Source organism: Kribbella pittospori (assembly GCF_004331465.1).
Classification (GTDB): Bacteria; Actinomycetota; Actinomycetes; order Propionibacteriales; family Kribbellaceae; genus Kribbella; species Kribbella pittospori.
This window is the reverse complement of record NZ_SJKB01000010.1, coordinates 18,264-38,188: the sequence shown is the minus strand read 5'-3', so window position 1 is coordinate 38,188 and position 19,925 is coordinate 18,264. Positions and strand designations below refer to the sequence as shown.

Annotated in this window: 18 protein-coding genes; 7 read left to right on the top strand and 11 right to left on the bottom strand. The window is 68.3% G+C overall.

Annotated features, from left to right (window positions below; all coding sequences use genetic code 11):
- Window positions 1-66: 66 nt before the first annotated feature.
- Window positions 67-645, top strand: coding sequence for a nicotinamidase (locus tag E0H73_RS28965; protein WP_131361774.1), 579 nt, complete (start codon window positions 67-69; stop codon window positions 643-645).
- Here E0H73_RS28965 and E0H73_RS28960 read toward each other — a convergent pair.
- The 4 genes from E0H73_RS28960 to E0H73_RS28945 form a co-directional block, all read right to left on the bottom strand.
- Window positions 638-2,170 (bottom strand): AbgT family transporter, encoded by a 1,533-nt coding sequence (locus E0H73_RS28960; RefSeq protein WP_131361773.1) that lies wholly within the window; start codon window positions 2,168-2,170, stop codon window positions 638-640. The genes E0H73_RS28965 and E0H73_RS28960 overlap by 8 nt on opposite strands.
- Entirely contained in the window at window positions 2,167-3,081 is a 915-nt protein-coding gene (locus tag E0H73_RS28955) for a CE1 family esterase (protein WP_131361772.1), read from the bottom strand. Before E0H73_RS28955 ends, E0H73_RS28960 begins: the two co-directional genes overlap by 4 nt.
- Window positions 3,082-3,165: 84 nt before the next feature.
- The gene (locus E0H73_RS28950) at window positions 3,166-3,894 is read right to left on the bottom strand and encodes a creatininase family protein (protein ID WP_238164349.1); all 729 of its coding nucleotides are present in this window, start codon (window positions 3,892-3,894) and stop codon (window positions 3,166-3,168) included.
- Between the two features lie 62 nt (window positions 3,895-3,956).
- The gene (locus E0H73_RS28945) at window positions 3,957-4,646 is read right to left on the bottom strand and encodes a FadR/GntR family transcriptional regulator (protein ID WP_238164348.1); all 690 of its coding nucleotides are present in this window, start codon (window positions 4,644-4,646) and stop codon (window positions 3,957-3,959) included.
- A gap of 305 nt (window positions 4,647-4,951) precedes the next feature.
- Here E0H73_RS28945 and E0H73_RS28940 point away from each other — a divergent pair, with 305 nt between their 5' ends.
- Window positions 4,952-5,197, top strand: coding sequence for a PLDc N-terminal domain-containing protein (locus E0H73_RS28940; protein ID WP_131361770.1), 246 nt, complete (start codon window positions 4,952-4,954; stop codon window positions 5,195-5,197).
- On the opposite strand, the gene E0H73_RS28935 is transcribed toward E0H73_RS28940, so the two are convergent.
- Together E0H73_RS28935 and E0H73_RS28930 are read right to left on the bottom strand one after the other, a co-directional pair.
- A complete protein-coding gene (locus E0H73_RS28935) occupies window positions 5,183-6,007 on the bottom strand; it encodes a hypothetical protein (RefSeq protein ID WP_131361769.1) in 825 nt (274 codons plus the stop codon). The two genes, E0H73_RS28940 and E0H73_RS28935, sit on opposite strands and share 15 nt — an antisense overlap.
- Complete coding sequence (locus tag E0H73_RS28930) at window positions 6,004-6,216, bottom strand: RNA polymerase sigma factor (RefSeq protein WP_131361768.1); 213 nt, start codon at window positions 6,214-6,216, stop codon at window positions 6,004-6,006. Before E0H73_RS28930 ends, E0H73_RS28935 begins: the two co-directional genes overlap by 4 nt.
- Before the next feature lie 178 nt (window positions 6,217-6,394).
- Here E0H73_RS28930 and E0H73_RS28925 point away from each other — a divergent pair, with 178 nt between their 5' ends.
- A complete protein-coding gene (locus tag E0H73_RS28925) occupies window positions 6,395-6,865 on the top strand; it encodes a cupin domain-containing protein (protein WP_131361767.1) in 471 nt (156 codons plus the stop codon).
- Here the strand turns inward: E0H73_RS28925 and E0H73_RS28920 are convergent.
- Genes E0H73_RS28920 through E0H73_RS28910 form a run of 3 tightly spaced genes read right to left on the bottom strand, consistent with a single transcriptional unit; the run spans window position 6,853 to window position 11,045 of the window.
- Window positions 6,853-8,130, bottom strand: a complete 1,278-nt coding sequence (locus tag E0H73_RS28920; RefSeq protein ID WP_131361766.1) for a glycosyltransferase — start codon at window positions 8,128-8,130, stop codon at window positions 6,853-6,855. The two genes, E0H73_RS28925 and E0H73_RS28920, sit on opposite strands and share 13 nt — an antisense overlap.
- A 39-nt stretch (window positions 8,131-8,169) precedes the next feature.
- A complete protein-coding gene (locus E0H73_RS28915; protein WP_131361765.1) occupies window positions 8,170-9,147 on the bottom strand; it encodes a helix-turn-helix domain-containing protein in 978 nt (325 codons plus the stop codon).
- 59 nt (window positions 9,148-9,206) lie between these two features.
- Window positions 9,207-11,045, bottom strand: a complete 1,839-nt coding sequence (locus tag E0H73_RS28910) for a bifunctional metallophosphatase/5'-nucleotidase (RefSeq protein WP_131361764.1) — start codon at window positions 11,043-11,045, stop codon at window positions 9,207-9,209.
- 132 nt (window positions 11,046-11,177) lie between these two features.
- Between E0H73_RS28910 and E0H73_RS28905 the strand changes: the two genes are divergently transcribed.
- Entirely contained in the window at window positions 11,178-11,972 is a 795-nt protein-coding gene (locus E0H73_RS28905; RefSeq protein ID WP_202867607.1) for a polysaccharide deacetylase family protein, read from the top strand.
- Here E0H73_RS28905 and E0H73_RS28900 read toward each other — a convergent pair.
- Both E0H73_RS28900 and E0H73_RS28895 read right to left on the bottom strand, forming a co-directional pair.
- Window positions 11,969-12,604 (bottom strand): SdpI family protein, encoded by a 636-nt coding sequence (locus E0H73_RS28900; RefSeq protein WP_131361763.1) that lies wholly within the window; start codon window positions 12,602-12,604, stop codon window positions 11,969-11,971. The two genes, E0H73_RS28905 and E0H73_RS28900, sit on opposite strands and share 4 nt — an antisense overlap.
- Window positions 12,605-12,647: 43 nt before the next feature.
- A complete protein-coding gene (locus E0H73_RS28895) occupies window positions 12,648-13,841 on the bottom strand; it encodes a homogentisate 1,2-dioxygenase (RefSeq protein ID WP_131361762.1) in 1,194 nt (397 codons plus the stop codon).
- Between the two features lie 72 nt (window positions 13,842-13,913).
- Between E0H73_RS28895 and E0H73_RS28890 the strand changes: the two genes are divergently transcribed.
- From E0H73_RS28890 to E0H73_RS28880, 3 genes are all read left to right on the top strand, one after another.
- Complete coding sequence (locus E0H73_RS28890) at window positions 13,914-14,768, top strand: vWA domain-containing protein (RefSeq protein ID WP_131361761.1); 855 nt, start codon at window positions 13,914-13,916, stop codon at window positions 14,766-14,768.
- Window positions 14,765-15,964, top strand: coding sequence for a fumarylacetoacetase (gene fahA / locus E0H73_RS28885; protein WP_131361760.1), 1,200 nt, complete (start codon window positions 14,765-14,767; stop codon window positions 15,962-15,964). Before E0H73_RS28890 ends, fahA begins: the two co-directional genes overlap by 4 nt.
- 210 nt (window positions 15,965-16,174) lie before the next feature.
- The gene (locus tag E0H73_RS28880; RefSeq protein ID WP_131361759.1) at window positions 16,175-19,924 is read left to right on the top strand and encodes an endo-alpha-N-acetylgalactosaminidase family protein; all 3,750 of its coding nucleotides are present in this window, start codon (window positions 16,175-16,177) and stop codon (window positions 19,922-19,924) included.
- Window position 19,925: the final 1 nt, after the last annotated feature.

Here is a 19,925-nt window from a genome sequence, read left to right as displayed (position 1 = left end):
CTGGGGGCCGAGCGGCGTTCACGCTTGTACCGTGGCCTCAGGGACACCTGGAAAAGGAGCGTCGCGATGGCCCGCGCACTGATCGTGGTGGATGTGCAGAACGACTTCTGCGAGGGCGGGAGCCTGGCCGTGGGCGGTGGAGCGGATGTCGCCTTCCGGATCGGCGAACTGCTGCACAAGTGGCACGAGGCCGACCCCGGCGACCGGCAGTACGCGTACGTCGTGGCCACCCGGGACCACCACATCGACCCGGGCGACCACTTCTCCGACGACCCCGACTTCGTCCACTCCTGGCCGCGGCACTGCGTGGCCGGCACCGACGGCGTCAGCTTCCACCCGAACCTCGACCCCCAGCCGTTCGACGCGATCTTCGACAAGGGCGAGTACGCCGCCGCCTACTCGGGCTTCGAAGGCAAGTCCCACGAAGGCGGCCACGCCCTCGCCGACTGGCTTCGGGCCAAGGGCGTCACCGACGTCGACGTGTGCGGGATCGCCACCGACTACTGCGTCCGGGCGACCGCACTCGACGCCTGCAATGAGGGCTTCAGTACGACGGTCCTCACCAGGCTGACCGCGGGGGTCGCGCCGGGCAGCACGGAGCAAGCCTTGACCGATCTCCGCACCGCCGGCGTCAACCTCACCTGACTGGCGCGCCCGGGCCGAGCGGGATGCCGATCGCCCACCAGGCCAGGAACAGCAGCGTCCAGGCGACCGTCATCGCGATCGCCAACGGCACCGTGTACGACGCCAGCGTGCCAACGCCGGCGTCCTTGCGGTACCGCTGCAGGAACCCGAGCGCCATCACGAAGTACGGGCTCATCGGTGTGATCGCGGTCGACCCCGAGTCGGCGATCCGGAACAGCGCCTGTGTGGTCTCGGCCGGCACGCTCAGCAGGAGCATCATCGGCACCAGGATCGGCGCGGTCAGCGACCACATCGCCGAACCACTCGTCACGAGCACGTTGATGAGCGTCAGCAGCACCAGGATGCCGAGGAAGATCACCACCTTCGGTGCGCCGAGATCGCCAAGCACGCGCGCCGACTCCGCCGACAGCAGATCGCCGATGTTGCTCCAGTCGAAGTACGCCAGGAACTGCGCGATCGCGAAGAACAGCACCAGCACCGGCGCCATCTGTTTGATGCCCTCGGCCATCAGTTTCGGTACATCGGCCGCACGCTCGATCGCCTTCACCGTCACGCCGTACGTGATGCCGACGATGCCGAACAGGACCGCGACCACCATCGCGATCCCGTCCAGGAACGGCGACTCGACGATGCTCCCGTTCTCACCTCGGAGCGGCGAGTTGTGCGGCACCAGTACGGCGACGATCGCGACGGCTGCGAGCAGGAAGACGATCCCGGCCCGGCGCAGACCGGTGCGCTCGGCAACGGACACCTTGAGCTGATCCGGATCGTCACCTGGCGCATCCGGGTCGGCCTCGAGGTCGGTCCGCGTGCTCAGCACCAGCCGGGTGACCAACGTGATCACCAACGCCAGTAGCACGGAGGACGCGATGTTGAAGAACCAGTTGGACAGCGGCGAGATGTAGGCCTCCGGATCCACTGTCTTTGCGGCCGCCGTGGTGATGCCGGCGAAGATCGCGTCGTTCGGGGTGGGTATCGGACTGGCGTCGTACCCGGAGGCGATCGCGGTGTACGCGACCACGATGCCGAGGATCGGCGACCGGCCGACCGCGCGGAACGCGAGCCCGCCGAGCGGCACCAGGATGATGTACGCCGCAGCCGACGCCACATGCGCCATCGTGCCGGCGAACGCCACCGCGAACACCACCATCGACTGCGGCACCCGGGACACGCTGACCCGCATCAGCGCCTGCAGGAACCCGGTCCGCTCGGCCAGTGCGACGCCCATGATCACGACCACGATCGTCGCCATCGGCGGGAATTCGGCGAAGTTCGAGATCGCCGTCGACACGGCCATCTGCAGGCCGTCGCCGGACAACAGGTTCTGCACCGCAACGGTCTTGCCGTCCTTCGGCGACACCACCGAGATGTCGAACCCGGCCAGGATCGCGCTCACCACCGCGAGGATCCCGGACAGGATCCAGAACAGCCAGAACGGATGCGGCAGCGCGTTCCCGGCCCGCTCGATCACCGCCATCGCCCGGACCAGGCGTGGCAACTCCCTAGTGTCGGTCGTCGTACTCATGACAGCCTGTGCGCTCGGAAGAAGGCGCCGATCAGCTCGTGCGCCTCGAACGTCTGGGTGACGTAGCCCGGCCCGGACGACGCGTCCGACCCCGGCCAGCTGTGCCCACCATCCGTGACGGCGACATGGACGACATCAGCCTTGCATCCCTTGTAGGTGAACTTCAGTACGTCGTCGCCCTGCTGGGACACCCGCGGGTCCTGGTCGCAGTGGTCCCGGACGGACCAATCACGGACCCATGTCTGGACACTGGGCAGGTCGCGTTGGCCATCGCCGCCGTACGGGATGGTGGTGTCGCCGGTGCCGTGGATGTCGAGCACCGGGACCGGGCGGCTGGGCGCGCACCGCTTGCCCTCGATGTAGAAGGCGCCGGAGACCGGAGCGATCGCGGCGATCCGGTCGGCCAGCTGGCAGGCCAGGATGCCGGTGAAGCCGGCGCCGTTCGACTTGCCGGTCGCGTAGACGGCGTCGGTGTCGACGCAGAGCTCGCCCTCCAGCTTGTCCAGCAGATCGGCGGTGAACTTGACGTCGTCGACACCCTTGGCCGAGTACGGCGCGCCCTGCCAGGCCTGCTTGTCCTCGTCACCGATCACACCGTTGGGGTAGGCAACGATCGCGTCGAGCTCGGACAGGTCGGAGAACGCCTCCGTCTGCGCACCGTTCTTGCCGCGGCCGTGATAGACGACGATCAACGGGGACGCCTTGGTGGAGTTGTACTTCTCCGGGACGTGCAGCCGGTAGGTCCGGGTGAGTCCACCGCTGACGACCTCGTAGTCGCCGGTGGAGACTGCTTGCTTGCCGCAACCGGTACTCCGGGATTCTGTGGCGGCGGTTGCTGACGGCAACCCGATCGTCAGCAGGCCGGCGGTGATCAGGAGCGCGCCGAGCGCTTTGGGGCGTGCGAGGTTCATCAGGGGTGCCTCCTCGGGCAGGCGAGCGGGCAGGCTCGCGCCTGGACCACCTGAGCCGGGGTCCAGTGAGCGGGGGTCTTCGGGTCAGGCCGAGAGCAGTTCGTCGGCGAAGGCGGCTATGCGGTCGGCGGCTGTCTCGACGAGGAGACGGCCGTCCTCGGCAGTGGCGCGGCGGGGATCTCCCAGCACGCCACGCTTGTGGTACACGTCGAACCCGACGGACAGGCGCGGTCCGCGCGCCTGCCGGGACAGCCGGGCCGGGGTGGTCAACTCGTCGAGCGTGGTGGCACCCGGCTCCAGGCTGTCGGCCTGGACGAGGTCGGGTGCGAGGTACAGCATCTGCGCGGTCTCGGCCTCACCGGCGTGACCGTGGACCTCGCTGACATTGACGATCAGGTCGGACACCACGGAGGTGATCGGTGTCCACGCGAAGGTGAGGTCCTGGCGGACGTACTCCTGCGCAAGAACGGACAGCGCGGCGTTGTTCCCGCCGTGTCCGGTGATCACGAGAAACTGGCGCCATCCGTGGTCGTGCAGACTGGCGATCACATCTCGTACTACCTGCATGAAGGTTGCCGGGGACAACGACACGGTCCCGGCGAAGGCCATGTGGTGCGGCGAGATACCGTACGGGACAGCCGGAGCGATGACGGCGCGGCCGGCCAGCCGTTCGGCCACTCGGTCGGCGACGCCGACGGCGCGCACGGTGTCGGTGGCCATCGCCATCCCACCGCCGTGCTGCTCCTGGGCTCCGACCGGGATGATGACGAGCGGCGAACGGCGTACCGCTTCGGCCGCCTCGTCGGTCGTCAACTCCGCCAGTCTTCGGAAACTTCTCGCCTCCTGGTGACGCTTTTCTTCCGGAAAGCGGCCGCTCATGACAGCTCCGGCGCGGCTCGGACCGCCTTGCGGATGTTGGCGAGATGCTGCCGAGTCAGCTCCTGTGCTGCCTCCGCGTCATGCTCGCGGACCGCGTCGGCGATCGCGCGGTGCTCCTCATAATCGCGCTGACGGTTGTCGTACAGCTGCCGGATCTGCTGCTGTTCGCGCACTCTGACCTTTAACAGCGAGGTCAGCACCTCGGAGAGCAGTGGGTTGCCGGCCGCGGCGGCCAGCTCGACGTGGAAGTTCAGAGCGAACGCCGGGCCGCCCGGTGGGACGAGAGCGTTGGTGACAGCAGCCTCGAGCCGCTCGAGGTTCTCCGGCCGGGCGGCGAGTGCGGACTCCCAGGCGATCGCCGGCTCGATCACCAGCCGGGCGCTGATCAGCTGCAGGACCGACTCCTTGGTGATCGGCGGCCGGTGCGGGTTGGCGAGGATCAGGTTGTTGATCGTCGGGCCGACGTACGTCCCGGACCCGTGCCGGAACTCCACCGCACCGGTCGCCTCCAGCTTCCGCAGCGCCTCGCGCACCGTCGGCGTCGTGATCGCGAACTTCTTCGCCAGCTCACGCGCGGACGGGATCGGGTCGCCAGGGCCCAGACGACGCTCCCAGATGATCTGCAGGATCGACTCCGTCAGTCGATCGGACAGACTGGGTGGCACCTCGGCTGCTGAGTAAGTCACAAACTGACTAAATCACTTAGCCTTTGCCGAGGTCAAGACCTCAGACCCGGTTGCCAGTCGGGGTGGCCTGGCATGAGCGGGCGGCTCAGTTGGAGCAGGCCAGGTCGGGAGGTCCGTGGTGTCGGGCCAGGAGCTGAGGAACGCCATCATGGGAGCCGCATGACACCAACGTAAGTCGCCTCGGCCTAGCACTTTCGTAGTACGTCGACTTGCACTGCTGGGCCGATGTCTGCCGGTCGCCGAGGCGGCAGGCTGGTGCTCATGGCAACCAAACGACAGCCCGGCAGCCTGCTGGCGGCACCCTCATGACTCTCCTGACCAGCACGGTCCAGAACCAGCACCTCGGGGAACTCGGCGCTGTCCTGCTCTTCGTTGTCCTCGCCGGCTGCGTCCTGCTCGTGATCGGCGCCTTCTTCAGCGCGCTGTTCTCACCCGCCAGTGTCGGCATGAAGCTGGTCTGGATCGTGTTCATCGTGATCGCGCCGTTCATCGGCAGCCTGTTCTGGTTCATGATCGGCAAACGCAACGCCCAGCTCTCAGCGTTTGGCTGACACGTCGAGGATGACGTCCTTGTCCTTGATCAGGAAGCCGCCCTTCACGAAGTAGTTCGCCGGCACCGACTTGGGTGCGGTCGCCGTACTGCCCACCAGGAGCCGGTACTCCGGGACGGTGTAGCCGCGCTGCTTCAGGATCGCCAGCACCTGACTGACCCGCAGGTTCTTGTACTTGACGCCCTCCAAGGCCTCACCACGACCGTCGATCGGCCCGGTGAACTGCACCTTCTCACCGGGCCGGGTGGCCCGCGCGATCACCAGCCCGGCCTCGCCGGAGTAGTTCTTCGGGATCAGGAACTGCGGGACGCAGGGGTAGGTCCCGGCCTCGACACATCCCTCCGGGTCCTCGCTCTGCTGGATGTTGTCCGAGTCCGGCCCGAACGCGGCCGCGGGGCTGAGGCCGACGGTCGACGGCGAACCGGGCAGCAACTCCAGCGTGATGTTCAGGTGCCGCTTCTTGAACTCCTTGTTGTACCGCGCGGTGTCGGCCGCCGGATCGACGATCCGCACCCTCAGGTAGTCCCCTTCCGAGCTGAACGACAGCGCCGGGCCGAGAGCCTCCTGGCGGGAGTCGCCGGGCAGTTCGACGAGGCAGACCGCGGTGGCCGCGATGACGGCGGTGGCAACAAGCACCGGCACCAGGCGCCGGCGGACGGCACTTTTGGGCGCTTTCGGAGCCGGCGGCGGTGTCTGGCCGATCCGGGTCAGCAGCTCATCGCGGGACTCCGCGCGTACCGCCTGAGCCGGGTCGTCGCCGGCGACGGGGTCCAGCCGACGGAGCAGATCGAGGGTGTCGTGCTTGCTCATGATCGTTCTCCTCGTGCGGTGGCCGGCTGACGGCCGAAGCTGGTCTGATCCATCAGGCGCTCGAGCCGGCGGCGAGCCCGGTGCAGGCGGACTGCGGCCGAGTTGCGCGAACATCCGAGCGCGGCGGCGAGCTGTGCGGTGTCGAGGCCCTCCCACGCGACCAGCGAGAGCAGCTCCCGGTCGGCGTCCGACAACTGCAGGTGCGTCATACCCCGTCTCTGTCCGGCCGGGGCGAGAACTTACAGGTGCAGACCAGAATCTCTCACGCGTCGTCCTGCAGCGCACCGGGATTGACGCCGCGTGCACAGTCGGCCGCCGCTCATTGACCGGCCCGGGTACGGCGCGCCTACGGTCGCGAAAGAGATCGCAGCGAGAGGGGCAGGACGGGTGACCGATATCGGTGAGCGCAGCTACGTTCTGGGGCAAGGGCTCCGGGCAACCATTCTCACCACCGGAGAGGAGACGGGCGGCCGGCACGATCTCAGCAACACCTGGCAGCCGGCCGGCGAGATGACGCCGTTGCACCTGCACACCAAGTACGAGGAGCGGTTGTGGGTGGTGTCGGGTGGCCTGAGCGTGTGGGCCGGCGACGAGTTCGTCGAGCTCCGGTCCGGTGACTACCTCCGGATCCCGATGAACGTCCCGCACGCGATCCGCAGCGGACCAATGGGCTGCCACGCCCTACACATCTCGACGCCGGCTGGTTTCGCCGAACTGATCGCGCGCTCCGCCACCCCGGCCCGCCTCGCGACGCCCGACACCGAGATGGACCTGGACCTGTTCATGGCCGTCACCACCGAACTCGGCGACGTCGTCCTCGGCCCACCCGGCACCCTCCCCACCGATCAGCCCACGTGATCGGCGCCGGTCAGTTCCTGCTCGATGACGTCGGCTGCCTGCTCCGGGCCGTTCTCGGTTTGCAGGAGGTCGCCGTACGCACGGGATCTGGCGGCGTACGTCGGGTCGAGCACCTGAGTGAGGGCACTGGCCAGGCGGGAGCGATTCAGCGAACGGAAGGGGAGGCTCACGCCGAGGCCAAGGCTGCTCAAACGCCAACCCCAGAAGGGCTGGTCGAGGAAGACGCTGACCACGACCGACGGGATGCCGGCGCGCGTCACGGCTGCGGTGGTACCCGAGCCGCCGTGATGGACCGCCGCTACACATCGCGGGAGTACGTCGTCATGGTTCAGATCCGACCCCGTGAGGAACACCTGATCCGGCAGTTCAGCGGACTCGACGCCGTAGTCGGTCCATCCAGCGGCAACCAGTGCTCGTATGCCGAGTTGCTCGCAGATTGCGATGATCTCGTCCAGTAACTGGCGCGGCTTCGGCACCGGCATGCTGCCGAAGCCGAAGTACACCGGAGGTTCACCAGCGGCCAGCCACGCGCGCAGGTCGGCAGGCAGCTCTGCTTCCCCCAGCGCCGATCGCAGATCGTCTGAGGCGAGCGCCGGCCCGACCAGATGTTGCCCGGGGCCCCAATCCGACGGACGCGGGACCAGTCTGGGGCTGTAGGCGTGCAGGGCCGGCAGCTCTCCGATCCGTAGCCGCCGGTCGATCGGCGCGACGCCCAACTGCTCGCAGAGCCTGTCGATGCTCGGCTTGGTCTGCCGCCAGAGCAGGTTGTCGAACGCCGCGAAGGTGAGACGGTTCACGCGGCCGACGCGGAAGTCGCGCACCGGACTGGCCAGACTGGCCCACTCCGCGGTCGGCGTCATCGGCGCACACAACAGGCTGGCCGACGGCCTGCCCGTCACCTCGTGCAGGGCGGCGCCACGCAGCGCCATCCCGAGGGTCGACAGAATCAGATCGGCGTCGTGCGTCACCTCGACAGCAGCCTTGGCGATGGACGCGTCGGCCCTGCGCTCGTCGGCGGTGACCCGTCGTACCAGCGTGGAGATCTTGCCGCGGGCAAGGATCTCGCGGGCCTCCTCGGAGTTCAGGAAGCGGCCGACGTCGAGGTCGGTCGACGTCACCGGAAGTCCTGAGCGGGCCGCCCACTCGGCCAGATCGGCGTTCACGCACAGCCGTACCGAGTGGCCGCGGTCGTGCAGCACCGAGCCGATCGCCAGAGCGGGCTGGATGTCCCCGCGGGTGCCGTGGGCAAGCATTGCGATCTTCATGCGCCCAGCGTCGGCGAATCCGGCCAGGCGGTCGTTGCCCTACAGCGCCAGGCGATTGCCGTCCCACGCACCGTGGACGGCTCGGTACTCAGCAGGCGGCAGACCGAACTGTAGCTTGAAGGCCCGGTTGAAGTGAGCCGGGCTGGCCAGCCCCCAGCGCGCGCCGATCGCCGCCACGGGCCGGTCCTGCAGGCTGGGATCGAGCAGGTCGCGCCGGCACCGGTCCAGGCGCCGCGACCGAATCAGCGCCGCGACGCTCTCACCGGTCGGCTCGAACAACCGGTGCAGGTAGCGCAGCGAGATGTGGTGGGCCGCGGCCACCGCGGAAGGCGTGAGAGCAGCGTCCGCCAGGTGGCTCTCGATGAAGCCGCGGCATCGGTGCAGGAGGGCACGCGAACGGGTCTCGACGGGCAGCGTCCGCTCTTGATCCAGCCTGGCGGCCAAGCCGACGTTGACCAGGTCGAGAATGGCGGAGCCGATCCGCGCTCCGCGTGCTCCGTCGTCGGCGTCGAGGTGCTCGGGCAACTGCCGGACCAGGCCGGAGACCAGCGCCGCCGTACCGTCCGATCCGGGGATGCCGACGCCGGTCAGGTCCGCCACCCGGTGCTCCGGCAGCGGGCTCAGAGCCTTGGGGTAGGAGAGCATGACCGCGCGGCGCTCGGAGTACGCGCAGTGCAGCGGCCGGGAGAGATCGCAGATCCCGATGTCTCCTGGTGCGAAGCGGGCAACACGGCCGTCCTGCTCACTGACCGTGAGGCCTTCCGCCTGCACGAACAACGCATAGTGCCCGGGATCCTCCCTGCGCGCGTGTGCCGCGGTCCGGGTCGCCTCGCCCGGGCCGGATCGGGACACGGCCACCTGGAGCGGACCGACTGTCCCGACCAACAGTTCGTCCCGGTCGTCCGGTCCGTCGTCCAGCCGGAGATCCAGCCCGCCGAGACACCCGGCCACAACCTCGTTCCAGTACGCCGCCCGCGTCGCCCTCGGCTCGGCGACCGCCCTCAGCAGAGTCCGCATCCCCGCAGTTTGTGCACACCGACGGCGTACCTGCAACAGTGTTCCCCGAAAACCGGACGTCAGCCGGTGACCACGATCGGGGCGCCGTTCGAGGTCAGGGACCAGTCGGTGGTGTGGAAGGTGGCGGGGTCGACGGTGCCGGTCGACGTCACGTAGTCGATCATCAACTGGCGGATCTCGACCTGGCGGTTGTAAACGACCGGCGCGGTCGAGACGTGCGGGAAGTTGCCGCCGCCGGACTGCCGGTAGTTGTTGACCGCGACAACGAACTGCTGATCGGCGGCCACCGCGGTCCCGTCGTACGCGAGGTCGGTGATCCGGGAGCCGACCGGCTTCGCGATGTCGATGTTGTACGTGAGCGGCTTCGTCAGGCCGCCCATGACGTCGTAGTTGTAGTCCGGAGTCCCGCCCGGCGCGGTCGGGGTCGGCGCGTTGGTGACCTGGTCGGACGGGAACGGACCGGCGCCGGTCACCTGCTTGAAGTACTGCGCGGAGAACTCGAGGTAGGCCTGGATCTGAGCACCGGTCATCGTCACCGCGAGCAGCGTGTTGTCGAAGATGTAGAGCCCGGCCACGTCGCGCACCGACACGTCACCGGCCGGGATGGCGGCCTCCCGGTTGAACGGCGCCGCGATCGCCAGCACCGGCAGGTCGGCCTGTGGCGTACCGACGAGCGCCTTCGACACCGCGCCGGCCTGGATGAAGTTCACGAAGTCGAGCGCGGCGGTGTCCTCCCACGGCGCGGTCGCCGCGGACATGGCCTCCGTGCAGGTGCCGATCTTCGAGTTCACGTACTCGATGACCTTGTCGTGGTCCTTCTGCAGTACGGCGACCACCTTCGGGTCGGCGTCGACGGTGTTCGCGTTCAGCACCTGGCTGTGCCGGCCGACGACCTTCCAGCGGCCGCGCACCTTCTGCAGGTCCAGGTCGAACAGCGACAGCCGCATGCCCCACTTCAGCGGCTCGCTCAGCACGACCTGCTCGCCGGTCGTCTTGTTGGTCACCAGCCGCTCGGGGATCTCCAGATGCGCGTGGCCGACCAGTACGGCGTCGATGCCCGGGACCGTCTCCGCCATCAGTGCCGACGGGTTCTCCGGCACGGGCAGGGCATCGCCGTACGACGAGGACAGGTCCATCCCGGAGTGGGCGGACACGATCACCACGTCGGCGCCGGCCTTGCGGACGCGCGGTACCCAGATCTTCGCCAGCTCGACGATGCCGCCGAACTTGACCTTGTTCTCGACGTTCGCCTTGTCCCAGATCGCGATGCCCGGGTTGGTCAGGCCGAGGATGCCGACCGTGATCGGCTTCTCGCCCGGCACGTGCACCCGCTTCAGCGCGTACGGCGGGAACACCGGCAGGCCCGTGGACCAGTCCTGGGCGTTCGCCCCGAGCAGCGGGAAGCTCAGTTGCCGCTGGAACTTGCGCAGGATGTCGAGGCCGTAGTTGAACTCGTGGTTGCCCAGCGCGGCGGCGTCGTACCCGATCTCGTTCATCGCGGCGGCCATCGGGTGGGTGTGACCGCCGGTGATCGGCTCGATCTTGGCGAAGTAGTACGCCAGCGGGGTGCCCTGGATGGTGTCGCCGGCGTCCAGCAGCAGCGGCCGCGGCGCCCGGCGCTCGGCGGCGACCCGGTCCCGGACCGCGGCGACCAGGGTGGAGATCTTGGCCAGGCCGATGTCGTTGTGCGCGGCGTCGTCGTACTCGGCGTTCTTGAAGTAGTCCCAGTTGAAGACGTTGCCGTGCAGGTCGGTGGTGCCCATCACGGTCAGCCGGACCGTCCGGGGATCGTGCCCCGCGTACGCCGGTACCGCCTGGAACCCGGCCGCCGCCAGCGCCGCGGCGCCTCCGATCACCGTTCGCCTCGTCATCGTCGTCCGCTCGCCGCTGTCCGTCATCGTCCGCCTCACGTGTCGTCGTGTCTGCCGGCAGTCTCACCGTCGCCGGGGTCTCCGGCCCGGGGCACACGATACGGCGACACGCCGCGACCCGATTTCGGGCTGAACCTGACGCACGAGAAGATGCCGGACATGACCAAGCCGCCCGGCAAGCTCCTGCCGTTGGTCGCCGCCCTCCTCTGCGGTGCCGTCCTCGCCCAAGCCGCCAAACCGTCCGACCAATCCGTGACCAGTGCCGCGCCTGCCGTCCAGACGGCCGCGCACGCACCGCTCAACGTCCCGGTCAAGGCGCGGCCGACGCACCCGCCGAGCCAGCCCGGGCCGAAGAAGCATCAGTCGCGGCAGCAACAGCGGACCACGGCGCCGGCGGACGACTGGAACCTGACTGGTCACGGCAAGGTGCTCTACCTGACCTTCGACGACGGCCCGCAGCCCGAGTGGACGCCGAAGGTCCTGCAGGTACTGCGCAAACACAACGCGAAGGCGACCTTCTTCGTGCTCGGCATCCAGGTCGCGCAGTTTCCCGAGCTGGTCACCCTCGAACGCGCGGCCGGCCACCACGTCGGCAACCACACCTGGGACCACAAGACTCTGACCCTGCTGCCGGACGCGAAGATGCGGCAGGAGATCACGTCCGGGGTGAAGTCGAGGTGCCTCCGCCCGCCGACCGGCGCCACGAACGCCAAGATCGAGGCGACGGCAGCGGCGGTGCACCAGCGCCAGGTCCTCTGGGACGTCGACACCAAGGACTGGACCAAGCCGGGCGTCGCGAAGATCGAGCACGCACTCCTGTCCGGTGCTCGGCCGGGCGCCATCATCCTGATGCACGACGGCGGCGGCAACCGCTCCGAAACCGTCACCGCCCTGGACCAGGCGCTCACCAAACTGACCAGGCAGGGCTACACCTACCGCTCCCTGCCCTGCTAGTTGGAGCGGTTGACTCTGGTGGTGCCGCCGGAGAAATGTTGGAGGGCTTGGTCGATGACGTGGACCGGCTGATCGAGGGCCTTCACCAGGAACAGGCCGGTCGGTCGGAGGAGCGGGTTCGGTTTGACCACGGTCCGCACTGACGGCTGGTCCAGCCCGCGGACACCGGCTGTGGTCGCACCCACGCCCGGCGCCAGGTCGAGTTCGAGCGTGTACTGCCCGAACAGCTTCTCCTGGCGGAAGCCGCGCACCGTCCCCCACGGCAGCACGACCGGGTACGCCGCTCCTTCGCAGGCCAGCTCGAGCGCGCGAGGAGTCATCCGCATCGCGATCGGCTGTACGTCGTTGGCGGCGTACCAGCGTTGCCGCTCGGCGATCAGCCGGAGCGCGAGGACGGTGCTCAGCACCAGCGGGATCATTGCCACGATCAACAGCAGCGCGAACGGCCACAAACCCGATCCACGGAAGGCGATCAGCGCGACCAGTGCGGCAAGGATGCCAACGGCACCGATCGCCAGCGTCACCCAGGCACCGCGGCGCTGGACCTTCCGGACCACCTCGCGCCGTTCCCGCACCGCCTCCCGATCGATGCCGACGACGAAGGCCTGCGCATCCTCCCGGTGCTCGCTCATGCCCCAACACTCCCATCCCGGCGGGCCGCCGCCGACACGGGTCTCAGGGCTTACGCCGGCCGGCCCAGCTCCAGGCGTAGACGCCGTCATCGACCGCCGTACCGCCCTCGCCGAGCTCGAGCGGTCGGAAGGTGTCGACCATCACCGCGAGCTCCTCGAACCGCTCGGCGCCGAGCGACGCCTCGATCGCGGACGGCTGCGGGCCGTGCGCGTACCCGCCGGGGTGCAGCGAGATCGAGCCGAGGCCGATCCCCGAACCCTTCCGGGCCTCGTAGTCGCCGCCGCAGTAGAACATCACCTCGTCGGAGTCGACGTTCGAGTGGTAGTACGGCACCGGCACCGACAGCGGGTGGTAGTCGACCTTGCGGGGCACGAAGTTGCAGACCACGAAGTTGTTGCCCTCGAACACCTGGTGCACCGGTGGCGGCTGGTGGATCCGCCCGGTGATCGGCTCGTAGTCGCTCACGTTGAACGTGTACGGATACAGGCAGCCGTCCCAGCCGACCACGTCGAACGGATGCGTCGCGTAGGTCATCCGGCTGCCGACGATCCCGCCCGGGCCGCTGCCGCGGTGCTTCACCAGCACCTCGACGTCCGTGTCCTCGACCACCAGCGGCTCACCCGCCGCGTGCAGGTCGCGTTCGCAGTACGGCGAGTGCTCCAGGAACTGCCCGTACCGCGACAGGTACCGCTTCGGCGGAGCGATGTGGCTGTTCGCCTCGATGCAGTACGCGCGCACCCCGTCCGGACCGGGCAGCCAGCGGTGCGTGGTCGCCCGCGGAATGATCACGTAGTCGCCCTCGACCGCGTTCAGCACGCCGAACACCGTCTCCACGGTGGCGGAGCCCTTCTCGACGTACACGCACTCGTCCCCGATGGCGTTGCGGTAGTACGGCGACGGCTGCTCGGCCACGACGTACGAGATCCGGACGTCACCGTTGCCGAGCACGAGCCGGCGGTCCTCGACGGCGTTGGACTTGGAGGTCTCGGCGAACAGGTCGTGCAGTTTCAGGTGCCGGGGCGTGAGCGGGTGGTTCGGGACGGTGGCCAGGTCGGGCAGGTCCCACACCTGCGAGTCCACGATCGCGGACGGTACGCCGGCGTGGTACAGCAGCGACGAGTCCGACGAGAACCCCTCCTCCCCCATCAGCTCCTCGTAGTACAGCCCACCGTCCGGTTTCCGGAACTGCGTGTGCCGCTTCGGCGGAACCTGCCCGACCTGCCGGTAGAACGTCATTTCTCCCGCTCCCGTGTACGTTAATCGAACGCATGCGTCCGCTTACCGAAAGCATCCGTTAGGCTTCGAGCCATGTCAACCGTCCCCGCCCTGTTCCGGCACCTGGTCGACGACGCGGCGATGTTCCCGCCCGGGGACCTGCCGCTGACCGAGGCTGTCGAGGCGCACCGAACCCACCGCACCGCGCCGTACGCCGAGCTGGTCGGGCCCTTCGTGTGCACCGACGAGGATTTGATGAAGGTCGCCGCCGAGGCGGCCCGCACCGGCCCTGGGCCGCTGAAGGTGGCGGTGGTGATCACCGGCGGCGCCGGCGGGATCGAGCCCGCGGTCCGGTACGGCGACCGGTCCACCGACATCGAGGTCACCGCGATCGAGGTTCGACTGCGCAACGAGGACGACCTGTCCCGGAACGCACTGCGCGTGGTCCGGGCTTGTGACGACTGCCTCGACGAGGAGACGGCGTACGTCGAGATCGGCCTGGACGGAGCGTGGGAGCGCGCGCTCGATGTGGTCGCCGACGCGGGGTACGCGGCCAAGCTCCGTACCGGCGGGCTCGACGCCTCGTTGTTCCCGTCAGAAGGTCAGATCGCGGCGTTCATCACTGCCTGTCTGGATCGCGAGGTCGCGTTCAAGTGCACGGCTGGGCTGCACAACGCGGTGCGACATACCGCAGTGGACACCGGGTTCGAGCATCACGGGTTCCTGAACGTGCTGCTCGCCACCCGTGCGTCGCTTGATGGTGCCTCGCTGGACGAGGTGGCGGCCGTCCTGGCTTCTCGTGACGGCGAGGCACTGGCCGCTCGGGCGCGCGAGTTGTCCGAGCAGCAGGCGGCTGGGACCCGCCGGTGGTTCACGTCGTTCGGCTCGTGCAGTATCGAGGAGCCGCGCCACGACCTGACCGCTTTGAGCCTGCTGGAGGGCCTGTGAGCTGGATCGACCTCCCCGCGGATTCGCCGTTCGGGCCGGACAACCTGCCGCTCGGCGTGTTCCGGCTCGGCGACGAGGAGCCGCGGGTGGGTGCCGCGATCGGCGACCAGATCATCGATCTCGCGCCGGTCGCGTCCGCGCAGATGCTGGACGGCTCGCAACTGTTCGCGCAGCCGTCGTTGAACGACTTCCTCGCGCTCGGCCGCCCGGCCTGGAGTGCGACGCGTGGGTGGCTGCTCGAGCTCGTGCGCAACGAGAACGACCGCGACACGGTTGAGCCGCATCTGATCCCGCAGTCCGCGGTGACCATGCAGATGCCGTTCGAGGTCGCGGACTATGTCGACTTCTATGCCTCCGAGCAGCACGCGACCAACCTCGGCCGGCTGTTCCGGCCGGACTCCGAGCCGCTGCTGCCGAACTGGAAGCATTTGCCGGTCGGCTATCACGGTCGGGCCGGGACGGTCGTACCGAGTGGGACCGACATCGTCCGGCCGTCGGGTCAGCAGAAGGCGCCGGACGCGGCGGCGCCGACGTACGGACCGTCTCAGCGGCTCGACATCGAGGTGGAGCTCGGGTACGTCGTCGGGGCGCCGTCGCAGCTGGGACAACCGGTGTCCGTGGACGCGTTCGAGGAGCACGTGTACGGCGTCGTACTCGTGAACGACTGGTCCGCGCGGGACCTGCAGGCGTGGGAGTACGTCCCGCTTGGTCCGTTCCTGGGCAAGTCGTTCGCCACGTCGATCTCGCCGTGGGTGGTGTCACTCGAGGCCCTCTCCCCGGCCGCCGTCCCGCTTCCGCCGCAGGATCCACCCGTGCTGCCGTACCTGTCAGGCGAGAACTTGAAGAACTACGACATCACCTTCCAGGTCTTCCTCAACGGCCACTTGGTCAGCTCACCGCCGTACCGCGACATCTACTGGTCCCCCGCCCAGATGCTCGCCCACCTGACCGTCAACGGAGCCTCCCTCCGAACCGGCGACCTGTACGCCTCCGGCACCATCAGCGGCCCCGAAAGAACCCAACGAGGCTCCTTCATCGAACTCACCTGGGCCGGCCGCGAACCGCTCCTGCTAGACGGCAAGGAACACACGTTCCTGGCGGACGGCGACAAGATCACCATCACCGCCAAAGCCACCACCCCCACCGGCGCGACGATCGGCCTAGGCGAAGTAGCCGGCACAATCCTTCCCGCCTGACAGCCCCTCCGCCGAGCCGAAGGCGAGGCCCCCACCCGCACCCCCGCCGAGGCGCCCCACCCCCATACCGCCGAGCCGCAGGCGAGGCTCCCACCTGCACCCCGCCGAGCTGCCTCCCCTCGCCTCCGCCGAGCCGGAGGCGAGGCTGATCTTGTTCATTAGTGTTTGTTTCTCTTGACGTACGGGCGTCTGCGTGCGAACTTTCTCCGCATGAAACGTTCAGTGGGGATCTGTGTGCTGGCCGTGACCATGGCCGCCGGTGTGCTGAGCGTGCCCGTGGGCGCGCACGCCGCCGGCGATCTGACCCTCCGATCGAACGACTTGACCGTCACCGTCGGAGCCGACTTCCCGCGGGTGATCAAGTACGTCGACAACGCCTCCGGCCAAGCCCTCGGCGGCCAACCAGACACCATCTCGACCGTCACCATCGACGGTGTCGCCCGCACGGCGCACCTCGCCGAACCGCCCACAGTCGACCCCGGCCGAGCGTCGTACAAGCTCGCCTTCGACGCGCTCCCCGGCGTGGAGTTGGACGCCAGCCTCAGCCTCACCGGCCGCGTCACGACCTTCGCGATCGACGCCATCCGCGACACCGAAGCCTCCCGGGTGCACACGATCGACATCCCGGACCACGACCTCGTGTCCGTCGCGAGCACAGACGCCGGCGCGACCACCGCGTTCACCACCCTCGACCCGGACTCCACCCGGACCGCGGACAAGATCACCCCGATCACCGCCACCACCCCGGCCGAGCCGTCCGCGACCGGAGCGACGTACGCGTTCGTGAACACCAGCACCCTGGCCGCCGGCATCGAGTCGAACTCCGTCTACGACAAGCCGTCCGGCCAGTCCGTCGACGACGGCGCCCGGTTCTGGCACCGCGCCCGCAAGTCCACCGATGGCAGCACTCGCGTCGGCGTCTGGAGCGGCCAGTGGACCTACCGCGCCGACACCTCGCCGTACACCGAACCGTTGCCCTGGGCCAAGATCGTGATCACCCCGGACGCGAACCAGGACAAGACCGTCGACTGGCAGGACGCCGCGATCGCGTTCCGCTCGATCATGACCGAGCCGAAGGGCGCCGACCTGGTCAAGGATCGCGTCGTCACACACATCCCTTTCAACTTCGCCAGCCAGGCGACGCACCCGTTCCTGCGCACCCTGGACGACGTCAAGCGGATCTCCCTGTCCACCGACGGACTCGGCCAACTGGCCCTGCTCAAGGGGTACGGCGCCGAGGGCCACGACTCGGCGCACCCGGACTACGGCGGCAACTACAACACCCGCGCCGGCGGACTGACCGACCTGAACACCCTGCTGAAGAAGGGCAAGGACTGGAACGCAGCGTTCGGCGTCCACGTGAACGCGACCGAGTCCTACCCGGAGGCGAACGCGTTCAACGAGGACCTGGTCGACAAGAACTCCAAGGGCTGGAACTGGCTGAACCAGAGCTACTACATCAAGCAGCGCCCTGACCTCGCCACCGGCAACATCGTGAAGCGGTTCCAGCAACTGCGGGACGAGACCGACAAGAACCTGCAGGAGCTGTACATCGACGTCTACTACCAGTCCGGCTGGCTCGCCGACGGCCTGACCCGGCAGCTCGCCGACCAGGGCTGGCAGATCGCGACCGAGTGGGCCGACCGGCACGAGCGCACGTCTTTGTGGTCGCACTGGGCCAACGACCTCGACTACGGCGGCCCGACCAACAAGGGCCTGAACTCCCAGATCATCCGGTTCGTCCGCAACGACGAGAAGGATGTCTGGAACAACGACCCGATCCTCGGTCAGTCCAGTCTGGTCGAGTTCGAGGGCTGGACCGGCGAGACCGACTGGAACGCGTTCTACCGCAACATCTGGCAGAAGAACCTGCCGGCCAAGTTCCTCCAGCAGCAGAAGATCACCGACTGGAACAGCAGCGACATCACCTTCACCGGCGGCGTCCGCGGCGCGGTCGAGAACGGCAAGCGGACCGTGTACGTCGGCGACGCCAAGGTGCTCGACGGCGACAAGTACCTGCTCCCCTGGGACGGCACCAAGAAGCTCTACCACTACAACCCAGCCGGCGGCCGCACCACCTGGCAGGTTCCCGCGGCGTTCTCGGCCCCGACCTTCGCGGTCTACAAACTGACCGACACCGGCCGGGTCAAGGTCGCGACTGTTCCGGTACGACGGGGAGCCGTCACCCTGGACGCGATCGCGGGCCAGCCATACGTGCTCTACCCGATCAGCGCACCGGCACCACGCCCGGCAAACTGGGGCGATGGCACCCACCTGAAGGACCCCGGCTTCAACGCCGGCAACCTCGCAGGCTGGAATGCCACCGGCGGCGCCACGATCGCCACGCTCGAGAACGGCCGGCAGGTCGCGTCCCTCGGCACCAAGGCGTCGACGCTTAAGCAGCGCATCACCGGCCTCACTCCCGGCCGTACCTACAGCGCCTCGGCCTGGATCGAGGTCGAGGCAGGCAAGTCCCGCCCGACCACTCTGACCGTGGATGGAGTCAAGATCCAGATCACGCGGTCGACAGCGCAGAACATGGTTGCCTCCGACGACAAACACGACGCCTACTACCAGCGTGTCCGCGTCGTCGTCGATGCCAAGGGCAACAGTGCCGACCTCGCCATCAGTGCCGTCGCCGGAGCTGCCCAGGTCCGGATCGACGACGTCCGCGTGGTCGAGACGAAGCGGCCTGCCGCCGGTCTGATCGACGACTTCGAGAACGTCGACCAGGGCTGGGGCCCGTTCGTGAAGGGCGACTCCGGTGGGGTCACCGACCCGCGGACCAGTCTCGCTCGCAAGCACGCGCCGTACACGCAGGCCGGCTGGAACGGCAAGCTCGTCGACGACGTCCTGGACGGCGAGTGGTCGCTCAAGTCACACGAGGAGAACGAGGGGCTCGTCTACCGAACCACGCCTTCGACGGTGAACTTCCAGCCTGGACACAAGTACAAGGTCAGCTTCGACTACGCCAGCGGCCGCGCCGGCCAGTACGCCTGGGTGCAGGGAGTCGACCGGCCCGACTCGGTCGAGGTCAAGTCCACGCCGATCGGTGAGCAGCGGGCGAAGGCAACGTTCAGCCAGGAGTTCGTGGCCGGCTGCGGTGGCGACTACTGGGTCGGCCTGCGCAAGCTGTCCGGCGGTGGCGATCAGGCCGACTTCATCATGGACGACTTCGCCGTCACCGACCTCGGTACGACGTCCGATCCGGCCGACTGTACGTCGATCGCGGTGTCGGGCGTGACCGGTCTCGTCTCCGGTGAGGCGAACACGGTCGTCACGACGTTCACCAACAACGATGTCGTTGCCGCGAACAACATCACGCTCGGGCTGACCGGACCGGACGGCTGGACCGTGACCGCGGCGACTCCGGCAACACACGCGACCGTTGCCCCGGGCGCCAGTGTGACGACCAGCTGGGACGTCACTCCGCCTGCCGGCACAGCGGAAGGAAAGTACGTGCTGACGGCAACGGGTGGCCGATCGACGATCACCACCGAGGCAACAGTGTTGCCGCCAGGCATCGTGCCGCAGTCGCGGATCAAGGTGGCGGACGTCAGCAGCGAGGACGTCGCCACGGGTGGTGCGGCCACCGAGGCACTGGACGGAAACCCCAGCACCATCTGGCATTCCGCCTGGTCGGAGGTGCCCACGCCGGCGACGTACCCGCATCACATCACGCTCGACCTCGGAGCGACGTACCAGGTGGACGGGTTCAGCTATCTGCCTCGGCAGAGTGGGACGAACGGGATGTTCAAGGGCTACGAGATCTACGTCAGCACCGACGGACAGACCTGGGGTACGCCGGTCGCCACCGGTGAGTTCCCGAACTCGATCGCGACCCAGCGGGTGAACTTCACCGCGACACCGGGACGGTTCGTGAAGTTCGTCGGGACCAGTTCGCTCAACGGCGCGGTGTTCGGATCGGCCGCGGAGCTCAACGTCTACGGCACCCGCTAGA